21 protein-coding genes are annotated in these 23108 nt (G+C 48.8%); 4 read left to right on the forward strand and 17 right to left on the reverse strand.

Translation table 11 applies throughout. From position 1 onward, the window contains the following. Positions 1–54 precede the first annotated feature (54 nt). The 3 genes from ACN0T0_RS05795 to dctP all read right to left on the reverse strand — a co-directional run bounded on the left by ACN0T0_RS05795 (position 55) and on the right by dctP (position 3054). Entirely contained in the window at positions 55–1344 is a 1290-nt protein-coding gene (locus ACN0T0_RS05795; RefSeq protein WP_417224151.1) for a TRAP transporter large permease, read from the reverse strand. A 14-nt stretch (positions 1345–1358) separates the two neighbouring features. Next, on the reverse strand, positions 1359–1907 hold the full coding sequence (locus ACN0T0_RS05800; RefSeq protein ID WP_417224152.1) for a TRAP transporter small permease: 549 nt from the start codon (positions 1905–1907) through the stop codon (positions 1359–1361). Positions 1908–2046: 139 nt separating this feature from the next. Next, a complete protein-coding gene (gene dctP / locus ACN0T0_RS05805) occupies positions 2047–3054 on the reverse strand; it encodes a TRAP transporter substrate-binding protein DctP (protein ID WP_417224153.1) in 1008 nt (335 codons plus the stop codon). A gap of 428 nt (positions 3055–3482) precedes the next feature. On the opposite strand from dctP, the gene ACN0T0_RS05810 reads away from it, so the two are divergent. Further along, positions 3483–4574, forward strand: coding sequence for a GlxA family transcriptional regulator (locus ACN0T0_RS05810; RefSeq protein ID WP_417224154.1), 1092 nt, complete (start codon positions 3483–3485; stop codon positions 4572–4574). 93 nt (positions 4575–4667) lie between these two features. Here ACN0T0_RS05810 and ACN0T0_RS05815 read toward each other — a convergent pair whose 3' ends face one another. From ACN0T0_RS05815 to ACN0T0_RS05880, 14 genes are all read right to left on the reverse strand, one after another. Next, positions 4668–6047, reverse strand: a complete 1380-nt coding sequence (locus ACN0T0_RS05815) for an L-serine ammonia-lyase (protein ID WP_417224156.1) — start codon at positions 6045–6047, stop codon at positions 4668–4670. 271 nt (positions 6048–6318) lie between these two features. Then, a complete protein-coding gene (gene purU / locus ACN0T0_RS05820; protein WP_417224158.1) occupies positions 6319–7191 on the reverse strand; it encodes a formyltetrahydrofolate deformylase in 873 nt (290 codons plus the stop codon). 129 nt (positions 7192–7320) lie between these two features. Further along, positions 7321–7992, reverse strand: coding sequence for a sarcosine oxidase subunit gamma (locus tag ACN0T0_RS05825; RefSeq protein ID WP_417224160.1), 672 nt, complete (start codon positions 7990–7992; stop codon positions 7321–7323). Next, a complete protein-coding gene (locus ACN0T0_RS05830; RefSeq protein WP_417224162.1) occupies positions 7985–11002 on the reverse strand; it encodes a sarcosine oxidase subunit alpha family protein in 3018 nt (1005 codons plus the stop codon). The genes ACN0T0_RS05825 and ACN0T0_RS05830 overlap by 8 nt, the downstream gene beginning before the upstream one ends. A 13-nt stretch (positions 11003–11015) precedes the next feature. Beyond that, entirely contained in the window at positions 11016–11300 is a 285-nt protein-coding gene (locus ACN0T0_RS05835; protein ID WP_215951682.1) for a sarcosine oxidase subunit delta, read from the reverse strand. Between the two features lie 12 nt (positions 11301–11312). Further along, positions 11313–12566, reverse strand: a complete 1254-nt coding sequence (locus ACN0T0_RS05840) for a sarcosine oxidase subunit beta family protein (protein WP_417224164.1) — start codon at positions 12564–12566, stop codon at positions 11313–11315. A gap of 64 nt (positions 12567–12630) precedes the next feature. Then, positions 12631–13893, reverse strand: coding sequence for a serine hydroxymethyltransferase (glyA, locus tag ACN0T0_RS05845; protein WP_417224166.1), 1263 nt, complete (start codon positions 13891–13893; stop codon positions 12631–12633). Between the two features lie 317 nt (positions 13894–14210). After that, entirely contained in the window at positions 14211–15143 is a 933-nt protein-coding gene (locus ACN0T0_RS05850) for a pseudouridine synthase (protein ID WP_417224168.1), read from the reverse strand. Between the two features lie 96 nt (positions 15144–15239). Further along, entirely contained in the window at positions 15240–15572 is a 333-nt protein-coding gene (locus tag ACN0T0_RS05855; RefSeq protein WP_417224170.1) for an AzlD domain-containing protein, read from the reverse strand. Further along, positions 15565–16287, reverse strand: coding sequence for an AzlC family ABC transporter permease (locus ACN0T0_RS05860; RefSeq protein ID WP_417224171.1), 723 nt, complete (start codon positions 16285–16287; stop codon positions 15565–15567). Before ACN0T0_RS05860 ends, ACN0T0_RS05855 begins: the two co-directional genes overlap by 8 nt. An 87-nt stretch (positions 16288–16374) precedes the next feature. Continuing rightward, the gene (locus ACN0T0_RS05865) at positions 16375–17484 is read right to left on the reverse strand and encodes an FAD-binding oxidoreductase (protein WP_417224173.1); all 1110 of its coding nucleotides are present in this window, start codon (positions 17482–17484) and stop codon (positions 16375–16377) included. A 68-nt stretch (positions 17485–17552) separates the two neighbouring features. Beyond that, positions 17553–18899 carry an NAD(P)/FAD-dependent oxidoreductase gene (locus tag ACN0T0_RS05870; RefSeq protein ID WP_417224174.1) on the reverse strand — a complete coding sequence of 449 codons (1347 nt, stop codon included), beginning with the start codon at positions 18897–18899 and terminating at the stop codon, positions 17553–17555. A 119-nt stretch (positions 18900–19018) separates the two neighbouring features. After that, positions 19019–20518, reverse strand: a complete 1500-nt coding sequence (locus tag ACN0T0_RS05875; protein ID WP_417224176.1) for an aldehyde dehydrogenase — start codon at positions 20516–20518, stop codon at positions 19019–19021. Between the two features lie 3 nt (positions 20519–20521). Beyond that, entirely contained in the window at positions 20522–21427 is a 906-nt protein-coding gene (locus ACN0T0_RS05880) for a dihydrodipicolinate synthase family protein (RefSeq protein WP_417224178.1), read from the reverse strand. 286 nt (positions 21428–21713) lie between these two features. Between ACN0T0_RS05880 and ACN0T0_RS05885 the strand changes: the two genes are divergently transcribed. The 3 genes from ACN0T0_RS05885 (at position 21714) to ACN0T0_RS05895 (ending at position 23099) form a co-directional block, all read left to right on the forward strand. Continuing rightward, positions 21714–22019: a ribbon-helix-helix domain-containing protein gene (locus ACN0T0_RS05885; RefSeq protein ID WP_417224180.1), complete on the forward strand. Its 306-nt coding sequence runs from the start codon at positions 21714–21716 to the stop codon at positions 22017–22019. A gap of 106 nt (positions 22020–22125) precedes the next feature. Beyond that, positions 22126–22521 (forward strand): VOC family protein, encoded by a 396-nt coding sequence (locus ACN0T0_RS05890; RefSeq protein WP_417224182.1) that lies wholly within the window; start codon positions 22126–22128, stop codon positions 22519–22521. Between the two features lie 53 nt (positions 22522–22574). Beyond that, positions 22575–23099: a twin-arginine translocation signal domain-containing protein gene (locus ACN0T0_RS05895; RefSeq protein ID WP_417224183.1), complete on the forward strand. Its 525-nt coding sequence runs from the start codon at positions 22575–22577 to the stop codon at positions 23097–23099. Positions 23100–23108: the final 9 nt, after the last annotated feature.

Below are 23108 nucleotides of genomic sequence, written 5' to 3' on the forward strand. Positions count from 1 at the left end.
AAACACTTAGGGGCTTTTGTTTTGCTCTCATGGCCCATGGCCTAACGGGAACGATTAACCAAAGAGCATCTCCGGTAGAAAGAGTGATACCTGTGGAATATACGTAGTGATAATCAGTGTTGGAATCCAGGCAAACAGAATCATAATCAGTGTCGGTTTGAGCATCGCACTGACGCTAACACCTGTAACCCGAGAGCCGAGATAAAGAAGTGGCGCAGTCGGCGGTGTGATATTACCCATACCTAGATTCACCCCAACAATCGCCGCAAACTGAATCGGATCAATACCCAACTCAACTACGATCGGGAATAGCAACGGCGATGCGAGCAGTACACCGCTGACATCATCCATCAACATACCAATCAGAATCATCACCACGTTGATCATAATCAGCACAATTATAGGATTATCCGATACGGAGAAGATCAGCTCTTTAGCTAGATCAGGGATATCTTCAAAAATCAGCAGACGGCTGACAATCATCACCATAAAGAACATCACCATCACCACACCGGTGGTGGTCGCTGACTGTACTAATGCTTCTTTAAAGTTAGCTATATTCAAACCACGGTAGATAAAGAAACCTACTGGGATAGCATATACGACTGCGATACCTGCCGCTTCAGTCGGCGTCATGATACCACCGTAAATACCGCCCAAAATCATAAACGGCATCAACAGAGCAGGAAAGGCAAAACGGGTTTTCTTGGCCACCTCTTTAGTGAAGTTATCGGATTTTGGCAGCACTTTAATATCTTTGTGTTTACGTAACAGCACGTAGTTAACAACGCAGAGCAGGAACACCAAAATCAGACCCGGAATAATCGTCGCTAAAAAGCACTTGAGTACCGATTGCCGAGTGACCCACGCATAGATAATCTGAATAGCACTGGGAGGAATTAACAAACCCAATGGTGCAGCATTGGTGATCAACGCCGCTGATAGCCCTTCCGGATAGTTGGCTTTACGTAGTTGCGGCATCATAATGCTGCCGATACAGGTGAGCGTAGCCGTCGCACTACCAGCAATCGAGCCGAAAATGGCACTCGCACCCACCGCAGTATAAGCAATACCGCCTTTGAAACGACCGACAAACAACTCAGCCAACTCAACAAGGGGCTCAGCAATCTTACCCCGTTCCATAATAGTACCCGCCATAATAAACAGCGGAATAGCCAGTAGCACTAGAACATTCATACGCCAGTGACCGGACGTCAGAAAACCAGCCGGATCATGATCACCGGTCATAGACATGTAGATCAATGCCAAGCCAAAGGCGAAAGGGACGGGAATACCCACCGCCAAAGCAACACAGATCACTAAAAGTGTCAGTAAAATCAACATAAGGAATACCTAAATTAGATATGGGGTGGCGCTTCGTCCGAAGCCCATTCTTCGGTTGGTCCATCCCGTAAACCGCTCCAAAGATGCAACGCGCTGTAGAATGACATCAGGACAAAACCCAGAAAGATGCCTAGCTTAGGAATAAAAAAAGGCAGTTCCAGTCCGGTGGTACGTTGCCAATCTGGGTAAGCACTAATCTCTTCCCACAACATCAGCCAGCCCCAGTAACAGAGGACGATACCAATCATGATTTCCAAGAGCAGCGTACAGTTCACAACAATCCATTTAGTACGCACATTGTCGATCACCGATAGCAAAAAATCGGCTTTTACATGGGTGTTTTCATAACTACCCATTGCTCCCCCTAGGAAATAAACCCAGAAGGCGATCATTAACACCCATTCTTCGTAGGCAAACAGATCAGCCTGAAACCAATAACGAAGGATAACGACAAAGAAAAAGACAAAAGCCATGATCAAACTGGCCGCTGCTAATATATATCCTTGGCAACGGATCATCACATTGACCAACGAGCCCAATGGGCGAGGTATATTTAGATGCATAAAGTTACACTCTTATTTTTGAATATATCGACGACAGGTAAAATTATTTTAAAAACATTTTCTCATATGCATTAATAAGAATATTAAATAGTATCGACGTAACACTCCCCACTGTAAGGCGGAGAGTCAAGAGTAAAACTTACAGGTCGGCTTTTACTTTTTCTAAGATATCTTTACCTAATCGATCTTCCAGTTTAGGCCAAGTTTTAGCACGAATTTCAGTGGCAATCGCACTTCGTTCAGCATCGGTCAGCGGTAAGATCTTAACGCCAAACTCTTCAAGCTTTTTCAGGTTAGCGGCATCGTTTTCACGGCTCCAGTCAACAAAGCCTGCTGCTGCTTTGGCAAACACTTCGGTAATCACTCTACGCTGCTCTTCGTTTAGCTTTTTCTCCCAAGTTTTCTTACTGGCATAATAAGCGTAGTTTTCAACAAAGGCGTTGTAAGGAATATAGTTTTCTATCGCTTCTTTAAAGGTTGTGTAAGCGGCTTCAGGTGTTGCACCAATCATGCCGTCAACCACGCCCTGTTGAATCGCAGGAAACGCATCACCCCAATCGATGGTAGTGGTGTTATAACCCATATCTTTAGTGGCTAACTTAGCAGACTGAGCACTCCACACACGGATATTCTGGCCTTTAGGGCCGATGGTTGTATAGTTCTCCGGCATAGAAGAGGACATCACACCGATAAAGCCTTCGGCCGTCACGCCCAGCAATTTCAAGCCCATCTTATCCATACGCTGATCGAATATACCGTAGAAATTAGAACCGGGGCTAAATACCTTCTCCATTTCATCGTAGTTAGATACCAGATATGGCAGCGAGTTAATCTCCAACACGGGGTCTTTATGGCTATAAACAAATGAGTGAACAATATCGATACTGCCACGTACTGCTTCACCGATCAGTTGCTCACCAGAGCCAAGCTGACCTGCCGGATAGAGTTTGATTTTCAAATCAACGCCGGCACCTTCTAAGTCGGCTTTAATCTGACGTAATACTTGCGATGCATATTGATCGGGCGCGTGCTGACTAGCAATACGCAGGGTGGTAGCAGAGGCAACAGGTGTCGCCAATACAGCGCCTAATACTAGGCTGGAGGCGATAACTGATTTTAAGCTATAGCGACTATTGATTTTTTTCATTGTGGTCTCCGCGTTTTTATAAGCAGGTTATTTTTATGTATTAATTAACATAGACATCAAAAAAGCCATCAATTTATCGTCGGCCTTAATCAGTCTTTTAAAAAACGAACATCTATTTTATACAGGGTTAAAACTCAGTTAAAAAGCCCCTAAAAAACCACAAAAAAATGCATGAAATTTATTCATAAAAACAAATGTAAACCAAAAAAAACAAAACTATTCCTAGACGACCTAAACGGCTAAATCAACCCAACAACAGTTATATAAATATTACAAATAACAATGAGATTCACAGTATAAATCTATCAAATAAATAGCTATTAACATCTATTTACAATCTTTTACACTATTAGAAAAAACACACATCATCTAATTATCACCACGAGGATAAAGCTGATATAACACAGACATAATAAAAGAGTTAAGCCATGACCATCATAAAAGACAAACGACATTTTAGTGCACTGATGCGTGATACGAACAGTGCTTTTCTGCCACCAGACAGACAGGATGAAGCCACCGTAGAAGTTGGTTTTATTCTTCAACAGCACTTCTCTCTCGCCAGCTTTACCGCCGCGGTCGATACACTGGTCACCGCTAACCTCGTCTGTACGACACCGTTATTTCACTATCAAACCTATGCTGCTGAAACCTCTCCGGTGTTGAGTGACCTTGGCATCGAGATAACCTCTCAGGGGTCGCTCAGCACCCTGATTAACCAGCCACTACCCGACCTGTTGATTATCTGCGGTGGTTACCGTTGTTCAACCCAACCGGATGCTACCCTCACCCGCCTACTTAAGTTAGCCGATAGCCAAGACCGATTGATTGGCGGCCTTTGGAATGGCGCGATTGCGTTGGCTCATGCCGGATTATTAGATCAGTTAAGCTGTGCTTTACACCCAGATAATCATGCCTATATGCGCGAACAGTTTCCAAAGGTGAAGGTCAGTGAACAGGTGAGCATCATCGAAGGAAAACGCCTTAGCAGTGCTGGACCGATGAGTGCAATGGGGATGATGTTACAGTTGATCAGCCAACTGCGGGGCAAGGATATCACCCGCGCTATTCGCGAGATTATCAGTTGTGATCAGCTCTCAGAAAGTAGCCATGTGCGAATTAATCAGCCAGGGGACAACCCCTGTTTGCCGCAAAACTTACGCGATATTATGGCGTTAATGGCGGCTAATATTGAAGAGCCGATGAGCGTTGAAGAGTTAGCCGCTTGTACCGGCATCTCACGTCGACAAATCGAGCGTTTATTCCAGAATCACCTAGAGACATCGCCGGGACGTTACTATTTAGAGCTGCGCATTACCCATGCTCGTCGTTTACTCTTACAGAGCAATGAATCAATCACCAATATTGCGCTAGCCAGTGGTTTTGTCAGCACCAGCCATTTCAGTAATTGTTACAAAGACTATTTCGGTGCCTCCCCGAGTCATGCACGGGAACAAGCCAAACGCAGTCATGGCGTAACAACCATGATGCCAAAGGCAGCCGTTAACCTAGGTGATTGACATCGATTAGCAGCGTATCAACTAAAACGCCCCTAAAACTTCAATGCCTTAGGGGCGTTTTAATTGGTGGTATTAAACAACACTCACTACCAATCAACACTCAATCGCGTTAACCGCCAGTCCTCCCCGCGAGGTTTCTTTATATTTGTCCTGCATATCCATGCCGGTATCCCGCATGGTTCTAATCACCTTATCCAGAGAGATAAAGTGTTTACCATCCCCACGCAAAGCCATCTGAGCGGCATTGATCGACTTCATCGCACCAATCGCGTTACGTTCAATGCAAGGCACTTGCACTAAACCGCCCACGGGATCACAGGTCAGCCCTAGGTTATGCTCAAGACCAATCTCAGCGGCATTTTCAACCTGCTCTGGGGTACCGCCAAGTACTTCACATAAGCCCGCAGCAGCCATGGCACAGGCAGAACCCACCTCGCCCTGACAACCCACCTCGGCACCCGAGATCGAGGCATTTTTTTTGCACAACGCCCCAATCGCAGCGGCGGCTAGCATAAAATCAACGACATTTTCTTCGGTGGAGTGCGGGGTAAACTCGGTGTAGTACATCAACACAGCCGGTAGAATGCCCGCTGCGCCATTGGTGGGTGCAGTCACCATACGACCACCGGCGGCATTCTCTTCATTCACCGCTAACGCATACAGATTAATCCAATCCATCGCCCCCAATGTAGACGAGATAATATTGGGTTTAGTCGAGCGGATCAGTGATTTATGCAAACTCATTGCCCGACGCTTAACGTTTAAACCACCCGGTAGAATGCCCTCGCTATGCAGACCATTGGCGATACAGTCTTTCATCGCCGCCCAGATATCCATCAGGCCATCACGGATCTCCCGCTCTGTACGCCAAACCTTTTCGTTCTCCATCATCAACTGACTGACCGAGAAATGATTCTCTTCACAAAGCTTTAGCAGCTCTACGGCATTATTAAACTCATAGGGTAGATCGACTTGCGGCACCAGATGCGCATCGGCCGTTGCCTCGCTTTCGTCAATCACAAACCCACCGCCAACAGAGTAATAAACATTGTCATACAGCAGCGCTTCATCGACACCAAAGGCACTTAGACGCATGGCATTCGGATGATAGGGTAGGTTTTCTTCTAGCAGATTCATATCTCGCTGCCAGATAAACTCGATGGGGTATTGTCCCAGCAGTTGAAGTGTATTGCTCTCTTTCAACGCAACGATAGCGGGTAGAATCATCTCCGGATTAATGGTCGCAGGACGCTCCCCCATCAAACCGACAATCACAGAGTTATCCGTGCCATGCCCAATACCGGTAGCACTTAGTGAGCCATACAGATCAACCTGAATATGGACTACAGCAGATGCCAAGCCCTGCTGTGCTAAATGCTCCGCAAAGTTAGCCGCGGCGACCATCGGGCCAACGGTATGGGAACTGGACGGACCAACGCCTATTTTAAAAAGATCAAAAACAGAGATAGACATAGAGGCTCCACCGCGCATTCTGTGCGCTGTATTTATACTTAAAAGAAACCATTATGGGCTGATATCAGTGTAGCTGTATGTCAGTTTACGACCTGATATTTTCCAACAGCGTTTTATATCAGTTTATGTCAGTAACAACAGCAAAGAAAAAGAGGTTGGCCAGGATGAGCCACACACTCATACCTCTCTGGAAGAAGTAATCCCGACGAACCTCGAAAAGGATACATTACTCAACAGGGGAAATGCTGAGTAACGCGATAAACGTTAACCTCTAGCTAGAAAACACCACCGTACGGCCACCATTAAGAAACACGCGTTTTTCAATGTGATAACGGATAGCGTTAAACAGTGTCACCCGCTCAACATCCTGCCCTTTAGAGATCAGATCTTCCGCATAGAGTGCATGATCAACGGTCTGAATACCTTGGGTAATGATAGGCCCTTCATCGAGATCATTGTTGACATAGTGCGCGGTTGCCCCAACCATCTTCACGCCTTTTTCCCAAGCTTGATGGTAGGGTCTAGCGCCTTTAAAGCCCGGCAGCAGTGAGTGGTGGATATTGATCGCTTTACCGTTTAGCTTGTCGCACATCCAAGGCGAGAGCACCTGCATATAACGGGCTAATACGGTCAGTTCAATATCATACTCTTCCAGCAGCTTAACAATCTCAGCTTCCTGTTCCGGCTTGGTCTCCGGCGTAATCGGCAGGTGGTAATACGGAATATCATGCCACTGTGCCAGCGACTCAAGATCCGGGTGGTTAGAGATAATCACTGGCACTTCGATATTCAACTGGCCGGTACGATAACGGTACAGTAGATCGTTAAGACAGTGATCATATTTGGATACCATAATCGCCACCCGAGGGCGGTGGTCAGGTCGAGTTAGCGTCCACTCCATGCCAAACTCAGTGGCTCGCGGGGCGAACTCAGCATCGAATTTTGCCTCACTAAAGTCATCACTAATGGGCTGAAACTCAATACGGATAAAAAATTGCTTAGACACGCGGTCATCAAATGAATGAATCTCATCAACATAGTAGCCCGACTCCGCCATAAAGCGGGTGACTACGTCCACGGTGCCCAACATACTTGGACAGCTTGCAGTAAAGATCCAGGGTTTTGATTTTGTTATCGTTGTCATAAAAGACTCCTGATCTGTTGTATAACGCGAAAGAAACATTTTCATGTGTTTATCAAGTAAACACCCGAGTAAACAAACAAAGCCAGCCCCTTTCAGGACTGGCTTTTACTCAGTTAAACCAGTCGAGTGTTAGGCTTCAACGACTAGACCAAACTCAAGGCTAGCGTCTTGAATCCAGAGCCAGATATAGTCTGAAAACGAGCGACGAATCACCAGCTCAAAGCGTTGTTCACCGGTACGGCGAATGGTCGCGGTGCTTTTAGCAAACAGCGTAGACACCACCTTACCCACCGGAAACGATTTAGCATGCAGATCAACCGATGTGGCTTTTTTCAACAACTCCACCGCATTCTCACCGGACAGCTCTAATACCGTTGAACCACCGCTGCTGTTAACCAGCGAATAGTGACCAGGCATCTCATCACGGAACTTTGTTTCAATGTCGAAGGTTTCTAACCCCGGCACCAGAATCAACCACTCATCCGGTGACATCCAACGAATCGAGTAATTACCGTTTTCGGTAGAGGTCAATGGTTGTAGCGGTAACGCTACCCCCAATACACGCTCCACCGCGGCTAACTGATCAGCATTAGCGGGATTGCAACGCAGCGTCAAGTGACCCAACAGCTTAAGTTCACGCAGATGGACACCGCCAGTTTTAGGCCCCTGCTTCGCAAGGCTAGCAAAATCCGCATGATGCAATGGCGACTGCCCTTCAATTTCAGGACCCGGTACCTGATTCATCACCGCGGCTTTGGTAGCTGCACTCTCTGCAGCCGTCATGTTATTTAGATCAGACATTTTGACGCTCCCCTTTCGGATCAAAGAAGATCGGGCTGCAAATTTCAGCTTCAATCACACTGCCATCGGCCAGTGGGTAATAGACCGTTTCACCCATTTTATCGAGACCGCCTTTGATAAAACCCATGGCGATCGAATGACCCAATGTTTCACTCCAATAACTGGAACTAATATGCCCTTGGATTTCCAGCGGCTTAGGACCTTTAGGATCCAATACCGCGGCGGAGCCTTCCGGAATCACCTGCTTAGGATCTTTGGTTTTCAGACCTACTAACTGTTTCCGATTAGCACGGGTGCAATCCGAACGATTCATGCCCCGCTTACCAATATAGCTGAACGGTTTCTGGTTAGAGACGCACCAACCCATACCCAGATCATAAGGATGAACCGAACCATCGGTATCCTGACCGGCAATGATAAAGCCCTTCTCGGCACGCAGGATGTGCATGGTTTCTGTACCGTAAGGCGTCAGACCATATTTAACCCCTGCTTCGATCAGTTGCTCCCATACAGCCATGCCGTAATTCGCCTGCACGTTGATCTCAAACGACAGCTCGCCGGTAAAGGAGATACGGAATACCCGAGCAGGAACACCCGCCACGGTAATCTGTTTCCAATCCATATAACGGAAGTTGTCATTACTCACATCAAAATCAGTCAACTCTTCCAACAACTTACGGCTGTTAGGGCCGGTGATTGTCGCGGTAGACCAGTGATCGGTGACGGTGTTGAAGTAAACTTCCAGCTCTGGCCATTCAGTCTGATGGTAAATTTCCAACCATTCATACACATGTGCCGCACCACCGGTTGTGGTAGTCATGACAAAGTGGTTTTCACCGAGACAAGCGGTCACACCATCGTCAAACACCATGCCGTCTTCGCCACACATCAGGCCATAACGACATTTACCGACGGCCAGCTTAGCCCAAGCATTCGAGTAAACACGACCGAGGAATTCACGCGCATCTTTACCCTGAATATCGATCTTACCGAGAGTTGATGCATCCAAAATACCAACAGAATTCCGCACTGCCATACACTCACGATTAAGTGACTGCTGCATGCTTTCACCTTTCTGCGGGTAGTACCATGGACGTTTCCATTGGCCGACATCCTCAAACATGGCGCCTTGCTCGACGTGCCATTTGTGCATCGCTGTGTAACGTTCAGGTTCAAATAGCGCTCCGCAGTTACGGCCAATAATCGCACCGAACGCAATCGGCGTATAGTTTGGACGGAAGACGGTGGTGCCGGTTTCAGGAATCGACTTATTTAGCGCTTTGGCCGCAACCGCCATGCCGTTGATGTTACCCAGCTTACCCTGATCGGTACCAAAACCCATCGCGGTATAACGTTTCACGTGCTCGATCGCTTCAAAACCTTCGCGGCAAGCGATTTCAATACCCGCCGCCGTCACATCGGTTTGATAATCGACAAACTGCTTAGGTGCCTGAGAGGTCGGTTTTATATGAGGAATATGGAACAAGCTCATCGGTGCAGCGACTTTCAGGGTTTTCGCTTCGGGTAGAACCACATCAGCAGCCGCTAGGCCTACTTCAGCTAACGCTTTCTGACCGGCATCTAAGCCTTCTTGTAAAGCGATCGCCGTTTCATACTGGCCATTAATGCCACCCGCGGTCAGTTGTTTCTGCACAGTCGGTCCCGGCAGGAAACCGACGACGGAATCACTCCAAACAGGGCGACTACCGGTATGACAAGACAGGTGAATAACCGGACTCCAACCGCCAGACGTTGCTACTGTGTCGGCTTTAAGCTTCGTCACGGAACCGATCACTTTCGCGCCACTAGCACTCAACCCTGCGACCGATACACCAGTTACACGTTTAGTCCCCTGCACTTCAATAACTGCAGAGCCAGAAATAATATTGAGACCACGCTGACGCGCCGCTTCAGTACGATCACCGACCGCCGCTTCACGGGTATCAACAATAGCGACAACTTTACGCCCTGCATCAGCCCAATCTAACGCCGCTTGATAACCATAATCGTTGGTGGTCATCACCACCAACTCGTTACCCGGGACGACGCCATAACGGTTGATATAAGCTGATACCGCACCGGTAATCATGCAGCCAGGCACATCATTATTGGCATATACCAGAGGACGTTCATGGGCGCCGGTTGCCAGTACAACCCATTTAGCCCGTACCCGGTGAATCCGTTGACGAACCGTATTAACAGGGGCGATATCCGCCAAATGATCAGTACGACGCTCATGAACGGTGAGGAAGTTATGATCGTGATAACCGTTTACCGTTGAACGCGGCAACAGCAAAACATCATCGTAAGTGCTGAGTTCTTCAACCACGGCACGAACCCACTCAGCGGCAGGCTTGCCATCAAGCTGTTCTGTGCTATTTAGCAGGCTACCACCAAACTCATTCTGCTCATCGGCAATAATCACCCGAGCTCCACCACGTGCGGCGGTCAATGCAGCGGCCAAACCGGCAGGCCCGGCACCGACAATCATCACATCGCAGTGCTGATTGATGCTGTCATAAGTATCGGGATCTCTTTCCCGAGGTGCACGGCCAATACCGGCAGCCTTACGAATCATGGACTCGTAGGTATCCCACAGGGATTCAGGGAACATGAAGGTTTTGTAATAGAAACCCGGTGGCATCATATTGCCACCCATTTTACCGATCATACCCATCACGTCGGTATCAACACTCGGCCAACCATTGGTCGATGCTGACACTAAGCCATCAAACAGCTCCTGCTGTGTGGCACGTACGTTAGGTACTTGTGTCGCTTCAGTCGCACCCAGTTGCAGGACCGCATTCGGCTCTTCTGCACCACAGGCAACGATGCCGCGAGGACGGCTATATTTAAAACTACGGGCGACCACGTCGATGCCATTTGCCAGCATCGCTGATGCCAGCGTATCACCCTTAAAGCCTTTATACTGTTTACCGTTGTAGGTAAACGTTAGCGGTGTGGAACGGTCAATTCGACCTCCGCTAGTGAGGCGGTTCTGCTGTGTCATGATTCCGCTCCTGTTACTCAGCGACTACAGATGGCTGTTCGCCGATCTTGTAGACTTCTTTAATTTCGTAGCTCTGGGTATCGCGAGTCATATTGAAAAACTTCCGACAACCGGCCGCGTGCACCCATAATTCATGATGAAGACCCCGTGGGTTCTTACGGAAAAACAGATACTCACCCCACTCCTGGTCAGAACAAGCTTCTGGATCTAGCGGGCGGGCGATATGTGCCTGACCAGCGCAGTGAAACTCATCTTCTTCACGGTATTCCGCACAATGCGGGCAGTAAATATGTAACATGTTAAGCCCCTGTTAGTGTGCGACGCCGGCAGCGCCATGTTCATCGATCAGTGCTCCGGTATGGAAGCGCTGTATGGAGAAAGGTTCCGCAATCGGATGTGGCTTACCATCAGCCAAAGTATGTGCAAACAGATTGCCTGAACCCGGCGTCCCTTTAAATCCGCCGGTTCCCCAGCCACAGTTGAAGAACAAATTTTTAATCGGTGTTTCAGAAATAATCGGGCTCGCATCTGGGCACGCATCAACGATACCACCCCACTGACGGTTCATACGTACTCGGCTAGTACAGGGGAACATTTCCACAATCGCTTGAATGGTATGTTCAATAATGCCGTAAGAGCCGCGCTGACCATAACCGACCCAGCCATCAATACCGGCACCGATAACCAAGTCACCCTTATCAGACTGACTCATATAACCATGCACATGGTTGGACATCACTACGGTATCAAGGAAGGGTTTGATCGGTTCAGACACCAACGCCTGTAGCGGATGAGATTCAACCGGCAGTTCGAAACCAGCCATTTTCGCCAGTACGCCACTGTTACCCGCGACAACACAGCCAACACGATCGGCTTTCAGTACACCGTACTGCTTGGTTTTGACACCGGTGATTTTACCGTCACTGATCTCCATATCGACCACTTCACAGCTTTGAATCAGATCGACACCTAAAGCATCTGCGGCACGGGCATAGCCCCAAGCCACCGCATCATGACGTGCATTACCGGCACGACGCTGAACCGAAGCACCCATAATGGGATAGCGGGCATTCTTCGAGCAATCCATCGTAGGGATCTCTTTTTGCAGCTGTTCGGCATCTACCATTTCGTTGTCGATACCCTGCAAACGGTTAGCTGCCACCAGCCGCTCGTTACTGCGCATATCCTGTAAGGTGTGACAGGTATGATAAACGCCCCGCTGAGAGAACATCACGTTATAGTTCAGTTCTTGCGCCAAGCCTTCCCATAGCTGCATGGAGTGTTCATACAGTGCAGCAGACTCATCCCACAGATAGTTAGAACGTACAATCGTGGTATTACGACAGGCGTTACCGCCACCCAGATGACCTTTTTCGAGCACCGCCACATTGGTGATACCGTGCTCTTTCGCCAAATAATAGGCGGTCGCCAAACCATGGCCACCACCACCGATGATAATCACGTCATATTTTTTCTTTGGCGTAGGGTTGCGCCACACGCGCTGCCAGTTTTCATGATGCGTCAGACTGTGTTTAAACAGCCCGAAACCTGAATATTTCTGCATAACATCAGCTCCAATTTAATGGGCGGCCAGTCACTCAAACAGGGGCCGCCGGGTGTTTAAATCATTACTTATAAACCGGGTATTCAGCGCACAACGCCTTAACCTGCTGTTTCACTTCAGTGATTTTGGCTTCCAGCGCTTCAGGCTGACTCAGTACATCGAGCAGATCAGCGATCCAGCCGGCGAGTACGCGGCACTGCTCTTCTTTAAAGCCACGGGTGGTAATCACAGGAGAACCGATACGCAAACCCGAGGTCACAAACGGAGACTGTGGATCGCCCGGTACCGCATTTTTATTGACGGTGATATTGGCAAGACCTAGAGCGGCATCGGCATCTTTGCCGGTCAGCCCCTGTTTAATCAGGCTCAACAGGAATAGGTGGTTTTTAGTGCCGCCGGAGACAATTTCATAACCACGCTCGGTCAACACATCAGCCATCACACTGGCATTTTTGATCACCTGCGCCTGATAAACTTTAAATTCAGGCTCTAAGGCTTCTTTAAAGGCCACCGCCTTCGCTGCGATCACATGCATCAGAGGACCACCCTGACCGCCAGGGAACACCGCAGAATTGAGTTTTTTCTCTAATTCGTTATCGCGGGAGATGATCAAGCCGCCACGGGGGCCACGCAGCGTCTTGTGGGTTGTCGTTGTCACCACATCAGCAAAAGGTACAGGATTTGGATAAAGACCCGCCGCCACTAAACCAGCCACGTGGGCCATATCAACAAACAGGTAAGCGCCGACTTTATCCGCGATTTCACGGAACCGGGCCCAGTCAACAATCTGAGAATACGCCGAGAAACCGGCAACGATCATTTTAGGCTTATGCTCAAGCGCCAGACGTTCCACTTCATCGTAGTCGATCTCGCCGGTCGCTTCGTTTAAACCATATTGCACCGCGTGATAGATCTTGCCGGAAAAGTTAACATGAGAACCGTGGGTCAGGTGACCACCGTGGGCTAAGCTCATACCTAACACCGTATCGCCTGGTGCACACAATGCCATGTAGACAGCAGCATTCGCTTGAGAGCCTGAGTGTGGCTGAACATTGGCATATTCAGCGCCGAACAACTCTTTAGCGCGATCTAGCGCCAGTTGTTCAACCACATCAACGTATTCACAACCACCGTAATAACGTTTCTCGGGATAACCTTCAGCGTATTTATTGGTTAAAGCAGAGCCTTGCGCCTGCATCACCCGCGGGCTGGTATAGTTCTCAGATGCGATCAACTCGATATGATCTTCTTGACGCACTTCTTCATTACAGATCGCATTCCACAATACGTCATCATACCCTTGGATCAAGTCATCTTTCTTAAACATCTGAACCTCCACGCCAGACAAAAGCAGGCGAGCCTTAATATCAATTTATCGTTATGTCTGCGAATACCCTGCATGGCCATCATGCAAATTAAAGCCGAACTAGGTTTCTTAAAATTGATAGTAACGGGTCTGCTGGTAGGCGCTATGCTCGAACACGCCTCGGGAATGTCCAATTACGACAGAGAAAAGAAAAGTGACTCTAGCGACCGCAGCACAAGCCCCCTCAAGGGATTACTGCCAAGCTAAAAGAACGAGGTGAGTCGAGCGCACGTCTAGCGATATAGATGTACCGCCCTACCGAGCTCGATACGACGATATTAGTCTGTCGGAAGCGACGTGTGTTCAAACTGCCAAGTGTCGGGATTCATGCCATAGCCACTATGAAACACTCTAGGCTGCTGTGTCACTGGGTCGATAAAACGTAGCTGTTGTGCCAATAACTGCAAGGGCTGAGCAATATTATCGACAGATTCCGGCTGTAAACTGGGGTAATAACGATCATGCAAGATCGGCCATCCCAGCGTTTGCATATGCACCCGCAGTTGATGGGTTTTACCACTCACGGGGTGTAATTCGAATAGCGCTTTATCCTGACAGCGATCTAAACAACGAATACGAGAATGGCTGTTTGGCTCACCATCAACAACCGCCATCAGAAAACGCGGCTGCGACGATTGCAGCCGATTGATCACCTGCCATTGTTGGCCGATCTGCGGTTCATCAGCCTGCGGATCTATTTTAACGATCGCTTGATAGGTCTTATTGACTTGTCGGGTCTCGAATAGCCGGTGATAGAGGTGACAAGTTTGCGGATTAACCGAAAAGATCACCAACCCCGCCGTCACCCGATCGATCCGATGCACCGCTTGTAAATTATTCAGCCCGGTCGTCTGGCGCAGTCGATTTTGCAAACATTGACTCACATATTTACCACCAGGGGTGACCGGAAGAAAAGATGGTTTATAGGCCACCAGAATGTCCGCATCTTGAAACAAGACGGTTTCAGCGAACGGAATAACCGGTTCGCTCTCAACCTCTCGATAATAATACACCCGCTGCTGGGGCCGGTAGGGGGATGCTGAGTGGATGAGTGTGCCGTCATGCCAATGCAACTTGCCATCGATCGCCCGTTGTCGCCACACCTGAGCATCGACCTGGGGAAACTTGCCAATCAGATACTCTAATACCGTCTCAACCCCAGGATTAACCTGCGGCAGAGTTAATTTAGATGGCGATTTAGCAATAGCCATTCACGTCCCCTAAGACTGAATAATATACGTACAATTTAATCCCTTACTCAACCGTTAAAATCATTCCACTCACACCCACGCTAACGACTAGCGGCGCTAACTGCTCAGATATCGCAGCAACCACAGGCAGATCATGCCACCCGCAACGGGCCAAAAAACACTGCGGCTAAAGCGAGCAATTAAGATTGCAATAAGGGCAGCGATCCATTGAAAATAGTCCGGCTGATACGCCGTTAGGGGACGGGTAAAAACAATCGCCGGAATACAGAGCGCCGCTAAAATCGCCGGAGGTAACAACGTTAAAATATGCTTACTGCGGGCGATCAACGCCTCCGCACTACCATGAAATTGAATAAAAGAGAGCCGGATCAAAAAGGTACCCAAGCCAACGGCCACAAACAGTAACCAGAGTTGCAGGTTATCACTCATGGGAGGCTCCCCTCATTTTCAACCAACCCGGCAACAGCCAACCCGGCAACAGCCAACCCCCTAACACGCCTGCCGCCACGGCAACAATAAAGCCGCTATTAAAAGGCAACAGCTGAAAAGCGATAGCACAGCAGCCGGAAATCACGGCCACCATCAATAGCAGACGACTCGTTATCGTAGTCACTAACATCGCCAGAAAAGCCAAGGGAATAGTAAATTCTAGCGACCAATGGGCAGGAATCCCCGCGCCTAATACGATCCCCAGTATCACCGATATCATCCAAGTAACGTAGAGCGCTAATGCCACCCCGGCTAAATACCAAATCCGTTCCGAGCGATTCTTAGCCATCTGCACCGGCATTGAGCAAAGCCCATAGACCTGATCCGATAAGATATAGGCTAACGAAAAACGATAGCGTTTAGGCAATGGCCCCAGTATCGGGGCAAAGGAAGCGCTATAAATCGCAAACCGCAGATTAATCACCATCGTAGTGGCAACAATAATCACGAACGGAGCGTTATCCTGAATCAACGAATAGGCCGCCAACTGCGCAGATCCCGCAAAGAATAGCGCCGTCATTCCCACCACCATCCCTGGATCCATACCTAATGACATCCCAGTAGCACCGGTAATCAAACCAAACGGCAGCACCCCTGACATCAATGGCATCAGATCCCGCACGCCCAACCAAAACTGTTTACGATCGTTCTTCACACCTAATCCCTTAAAGCAAAAACCTTAAAACAAAAACAGGGCCGAAGCCCTGTATTGAAGTAGCGATTATTACACTAGATGACGAAATTAGTAATCAATTTCCATATTACTCTGTACTTGAGTACAGCAAGACAAGACATATCCCTGAGCAATTTCCTCGTCCGTAATGCCACCATTCTGTTGCATATCATATTCGCCGGAGATCACTCTCACTCGGCAAGCACCACAGATACCAACACCACAAGCCTTAGCGATATTAACACCCGCCTCGGCTGCCGCTTCATTCAGATTGACCCCAATAGCAACGGAGGTCGATTTGCCCGCATCGGTAAAACACACTTCAACGAGGTCTTTAGGCTCCAACGCCTCAACTTCAGCTTCATCAGCATGTTTTTCGGCCCGTTTGACATCCTTAACAGGGGTCGCACCAAAGGATTCTTCATGGTAATGATCCATGTCGAAACCGGCCTCCTGCAACATCGCTTTAACCGCCGCCATGTAAGCTTCAGGGCCACAGCAAAAAACCTCCCGTTGCTGAAAATCAGGCGCAATCAAGTTCAGCATCGGTAGATTAAGATGACCTCGATACCCTCCCCACGCTTGGCCTATTTCTGTATGGGCACTGATGAGATGTAAACGGAAGTTTTCCACCCGTGTGCTCATATATTCCAACTCACGGGCATAGATAATATCTTTTGGTGTTCGGGCGCTATGGGCGAACACCATATCGACTTCAGAATCCGTATCAAACCACCAGCGTGCCATCGACATCACCGGCGTAATCCCCACACCGCCGGAAAGTAGTAACACTTTATCGGCAGGGAAATCCATACTGTTAAATTGCCCAACTGGGCCGTGAATCGCGACCTGATCACCTGATTTCATGTTTTCATGTAACCAATTCGATACGGTACCGCCCGGTACTTTTTTAACCGTAATCGAAAAACTGTAAGGGATCGATGGCGAACTCGATATGGTATAAGAACGCATTAAACGCTCGCCATCGATCTCCAGCTCTAGGGTCACAAACTGACCGGGTTTAAAGAAAAACAATACCGGCTGATTCATACCAAAGGTAAAAGTTGTGACGTCATGGGTTTCAGCAATCACTTTAACGCAACGCACCAGATGACGACCGTTAGACCAGGTCTGAGTCATCATTGGGTTCATAAAATCACTGGTATTAAATTCACTCATCGGTTTCTCCCATCCAGTTATTGGCTGGTGTTTATCATTATTATTTAAACGCTGTTCGGGATATCCCTTCAGAGTTCAGTACCGGCCATCCACTCTTTCCAGCGCATGGTCACATTAGCCCCTAACGATAAAAAAGGTTCAGGGGGTAAACGTTTAGGCTGTTGATGATCAAGATAATCGGTTAACAGATCTGAACGGCCTAATACCGCCATCTCCGCTGCCATCATGCCTGACAATGTGCCTTTAACAGTACCGAGCCCGTTCTGACAGCAAGCCGACCAGACCCGCTCTTCAATCTCGCCAAACGCGGGCATGGAGTTCAATGACAAACAGAGTCGTCCACCCCAGCGATACTCCATCTCCACCCCTTCAAGCATGGGAAAACGATTAGCAAAGGAGCGATCCTGTAAGCCCGCTGCCCGCTTCATATTGTTAGGACTGACTTCAATCGACTGATTCAGGGTTGCATGGTTACGGATCACTATCCGGTTGCCACTGCCTCGGTAATCTGAGCTGCGCCGAACAGTGGTGCCCATCGGATCGGCAGGTAAAATCCCCCAGTCTTCCACGCCCCCCAAACGGGTGACTTCCTGCGGACTCAGCGCCCGAGTCATCGATGCATAGGTAAACACATGCAACAACCGGCCAGGGAAAAAGCCAAAGGATTGAATATGTCCATTGACCGCCAGAATCACCCGCTTGGCACGTACACTTCCGCCCGGTGTGATTAAACGGTGCTCCGCCCCAAACTGCATCGACGTTACCGGGCTATTCTCATAGATAGATACCCGCTCACTCATGCCTCTCGCCGCTTGTCGCACAAAGGCGGCTGGCTGAATCATCACCGCCCCAGGGGTGAATAATCCCTGTTGATAAAAATCGCTACCGGTCCAATCTTTCATATCGGCGGCACTTTTTAGTTCATAGGCTTCGCCCAGAGCATCCAAGTGGCCGCGATAACTTTCGATATGCGCCATACCTTTGGCGGTGCCTGCGGCGGTCATTTTTCCGCAAGGATCGAATACCTGACGCCCCATGCCGTAGGCTTCTGCCGTTTCACGGGCAAATTCAATCGCGGCACGATTAAGACGAATCTGTTGTTGATCCTGATGCTGAGTGCCAGCATAAGTATCCGAATTTAGCTCATGGGGCAGATCAATCATAAAACCACTGTTACGACCGGCAGGGCCATCGGCTATCCGGCTGGCTTCCAGTACCACTATGGATTCATCACCCACTAACTGACTGAGGCGACGTGCCGCCGCCAATCCGGCAAACCCGCCACCGATCACCACCCAATCCGCATGAATATCATCCTTCAGCGTCGGATAACCGGCGGATGATGGCAGAATACGATTCCACGCAGCGGGACCTGGGTCTTTCGGCAATCGTTTTACATTTATCGTGTTCTTCATAACTTTTTCCGCCCCTATCATCAGGCAAGCGCCTCCCATGAGCGAACCCCTTCACAGCGGTTCGCCCTGAATTTTTTACCTGAATATAAGGTGCTTTAGCTGTCAGTCAGCGCAACGGTCTACGCTTCATCACCTAGATCGACCCAGATTGTTTTCAACTGCGTAAACTGATCATGGGCATGAATGGAGTTATCACGGCCACCAAAACCGGATTGTTTGTAGCCACCGAATGGCGTGGTGATATCACCTTCACCAAAGCAGTTAACCGTGACCGTACCCGCCCTAAGTGCCTGAGCGGCACGCATAGACTTACGCGCATTCGCCGTGAAGACAGAAGCGGCCAGACCATATTCAGTATCATTGGCAACGGCGATCGCTTCTTCATAACTGCTCACCGTGATGACCGAAAGCACAGGGCCAAAAATCTCTTCTGTGGCTAAACGATCACTGTTTTTAACATCGTCGTAGATCGTCGGCAGAACATAGCAACCATCAACCGACTCGCCACCCATGATCAGCCGGTGCCCGTCTTGTTTTGCGATATCGAAATATTCGGTGACCTTATCGAAATGACCTTTATCGACCAGCGCACCTAATTGATTGCTAGGATCGAGGGGATCACCCGTTTTCCACTCTTTGGCATGTTCTACAATTTTCGCCAGCAGTGCCTCTTTAACCCCTTCCTGCACAATCAAGCGAGAGCCCGCAGAGCAGTTTTCACCCATGTTCCAGAAAGCCGCAGCAACCACTTGCTCGGCAACGGTATCTAGATCTTCCGCATCATCGAGCACTACACAGGGGTTTTTACCGCCCAATTCCAGAACGACTTCTTTGATATTAGAGTCAGCAGAATAGTTAAGGAAACGGCGTCCAGTGACGGTAGAACCCGTAAAGGTCACCATATCAACATCCATATGACGGCCAATCGCCTCGCCTACGACACGACCCGAGCCCGTCACCACATTGAACACCCCCGCAGGCACGCCCGCTTCGGCCGCCAATTCAGCCACCCGAATGGCTGTCAATGAGGTCTGCGCAGCAGGCTTCAACACCACTGAACAGCCCGCCGCCAGTGAAGGGGCCATTTTCCAAGCGAGCATCAAAATGGGGAAGTTCCACGGCAACACCGCACCGACCACACCGACCGGCTCACGCACCACCATCGCCATCGCACCAGAGCCAACAGGGGCCGTCTGATCATAGATTTTATCGATCAATTCCGCATGCCAGCTAATGGTATGCACCACTTCAGGAATATCGATGGTGACGCAATCAGAGATGGGCTTACCCGAATCGATCGATTCCAACACCGCCAGTTCATCACCGTGCTGTTCGATCAACTGAGTTAGCTTAATCAATATGCCTTTACGTTCAGACGGATGCATTTTGCTCCAGCAGCCACTTTCAAACGCAGCACGCGCACTTGCGACCGCATAATCAACATCCTCAGTGGTGCAGGCGGCAATCTCGGTAATCCGCTCGCCGGTCGCTGGATTGGTCACCGCAATGGTGCCGCCATCACTGGCTGGCCGTAAGCTACCATTAATAAAACTCATAGACGGCGGCGTCAGCTGAGCCGCAATCGCTTTATATTCATCATGTGTCAGTAAATCAGCCATCGCTTAACCCTCCGCTACAATGTTGGCAATATTCTCTTTTAGTTGAGCGACAACCTGAGCCATCGCCTCTTTCTCTGCATCATCTAGCCCCAGCAGCGGCTTACGCACTTCCCCGCCAACACGACCGTCCAGTGTGACACCATACTTAACGCTCTGGATAAACTTGCCACCCTGTTCCAACACATGCATCAACGGCATCATCTCAGCCATAATGCGACGGCCTTTGGCAAAGTCATTATCGACAACACAGGCTTGATAGAGAGCCTTATGTTCCTGCGGCAAGAAGTTAGATCCGGCACACACCCAGCTTTTAGCGCCCCAAGCGAAGAACTCCAGCGCCTGATCATCCATACCACAGGCAACCTGAATGTTTGGATAGTCATTGATCAGCATATGCAGACGGTTGATGTCGCCTGAGCTCTCTTTAATGCTGCAAATATTGCTGCAGTCGGCGATGCGATCGAAAAACTCAGCTTCCATATTCACACCCATGCGATCTGGGTAGTTATAAAGCATCGCAGGTAGGTTAGCGGCCCGGTCAATGGTCAATGCATGTTCAGCCAGCTCTTTCTGAGTTGGCAAAGAGTAAGGCGGCGTAGAGATAAGAATCACATCGGCCTGATACTTAGCGCCATCTTCGGCTAATTTGGTCGACTCAAGAGGATTAAGAGAGCCGGTACCAAAAATAATTTGTAGCTGATCTCCGCAGATCTGGCGCGCTATCTTCAGCAACTCGACCCTTTCCGCATGGCTCTCAACATAGTATTCACCCGTGGTACCACCAATCATCAGGCCCTGAACACCTGAATCAAGCAGATACTGTACATGTATAGCATAAGCATCATAATCAACCGTATAATCTGCTTTAAACGGCGTAACAACTGGCGTATAGATCCCTGCAAAATACATTTCATTTACCTTCGTTATCATTGTTATATGACCGGATTCTTCTTACTGAATGGGCTATCCGAACTTACTAAAATGGTAACGACAGGGCCGATATCTCCGCAATCAACCTTTTTTGCGCGCTATTCATAACTTTAGGTTATGAAAATAAATGATAAATCAGCTGACTAATGGCACCACGGAGAACGAAAAAAAGCGCTAGGTCGCCGATAACTTCTCTGGAAACACAGCCTCCCAATACCTATACTGTTGCTCAATAAATATTCTAAAAATAAAAAGAGACCTCACCATGTGCCATATATTTGCTGGTCAGAACCCTGAGAATTATAAATTCATATCCCGCTCACTCCGTCTAGCTGGCCACTCGACAAGCGTTAAGTTGGAAGCTAAATTCTGGAATATTCTCGATGGGGTCGCCGCTGAGCAGGTCATGAGTACACCGCAGTTTCTCTCCAAGATTTATGATGAAGCACTGGTTATTAATGGCGATGTCCCTAATTTCGCTTCATTGTTACGTTGTGCCTGCGCCCTCTACCTAGAACAACCCGACGAAGTCATGACAACCGCCCATGAGCAACTGTCGGTAGCGAGCTAAACCATCTTTTTTTCTTGCTAACCTTCCCTGTGGTACTCCAGTACCACCAAGCGAGCGCGGAAAGAATTAACCTCTACTGTATCAATCAGATGAGGTTTATTCCGCCATGGCAAAAGCTATCCACTCAATGATCCGAGTGTTCGACTTAGATCGCTCACTCTCTTTTTACCAACAGGCGCTAGACCTGAATATCGCAGAACGTCTCGATTTTGACGATTTCACACTGGTGTATCTGCGTAACGACGAAAACGATTTCGAATTAGAACTCACCCATAACCACAACCAAACCGAACCCTATTCCCATGGCTCCGGCTACGGCCACCTCGCCGTTTGTGTTGACAGTGCCGCCGCCTCGCAAGAGAAGCTCACAAAACTAGGCTATCAACCTGCTGAGGTAAAAGAGTTTCACCGTGACAATCAATTATTAGCGCGTTTCTTTTTTGTCACCGATCCAGACGGTTACAAAATCGAGTTTTTAGAAAAACATGGCCGCTATCAATAGAGACCCGTTACACCATTCCGAAAGACCACAACAATAAAAATCCGGAGTTGAGTATGAAAAAGCAAAGCTTGAGCCGTAGAAGCTTCTTAAAAAAAGGCACCATTACCGCGGCAAGTGCGGTTGCGCTCGCCCTATCAGGTATCAGCATTAGTCCTAGTGCGTGGGCAATGACGCTAACAACCATCGATAATACAACGGGCAAGAGCCTCTCGGCTTTCTGTCGAACGCTATACCCTCACAGCCAACTGACTGATGTCTACTATGACGCTTGCGTTGAAAGTCTGGATGCGAAAGCCAAAAACGACCCTGCATTGCTGAAATTGCTTAACGAAGGCGTTAAAACCCTCAATTCACACAGCCAACACAATTTCTTAGCCCTGTCTGCCGAGCAGCAACTGATTGTCGTAAAGCAGATCGAGGGTAGCCCTTTCTTTGATCAGGTACGTAGTCACATCGTGGTGGCACTGTATAACAATGACAAGATCTGGAGCCTATTCGGTTATGAAGGCCCATCCTTTCCCTACGGTGGTTATCTAGAACGTGGTTTCGATGATATCGACTGGCTGCCAAACCACTAAAAAGATTGA

Origin of the sequence: Amphritea sp. (assembly GCF_048266285.1) — a bacterium.
In the GTDB taxonomy this organism is placed as follows: Bacteria; Pseudomonadota; Gammaproteobacteria; order Pseudomonadales; family Balneatricaceae; genus Amphritea.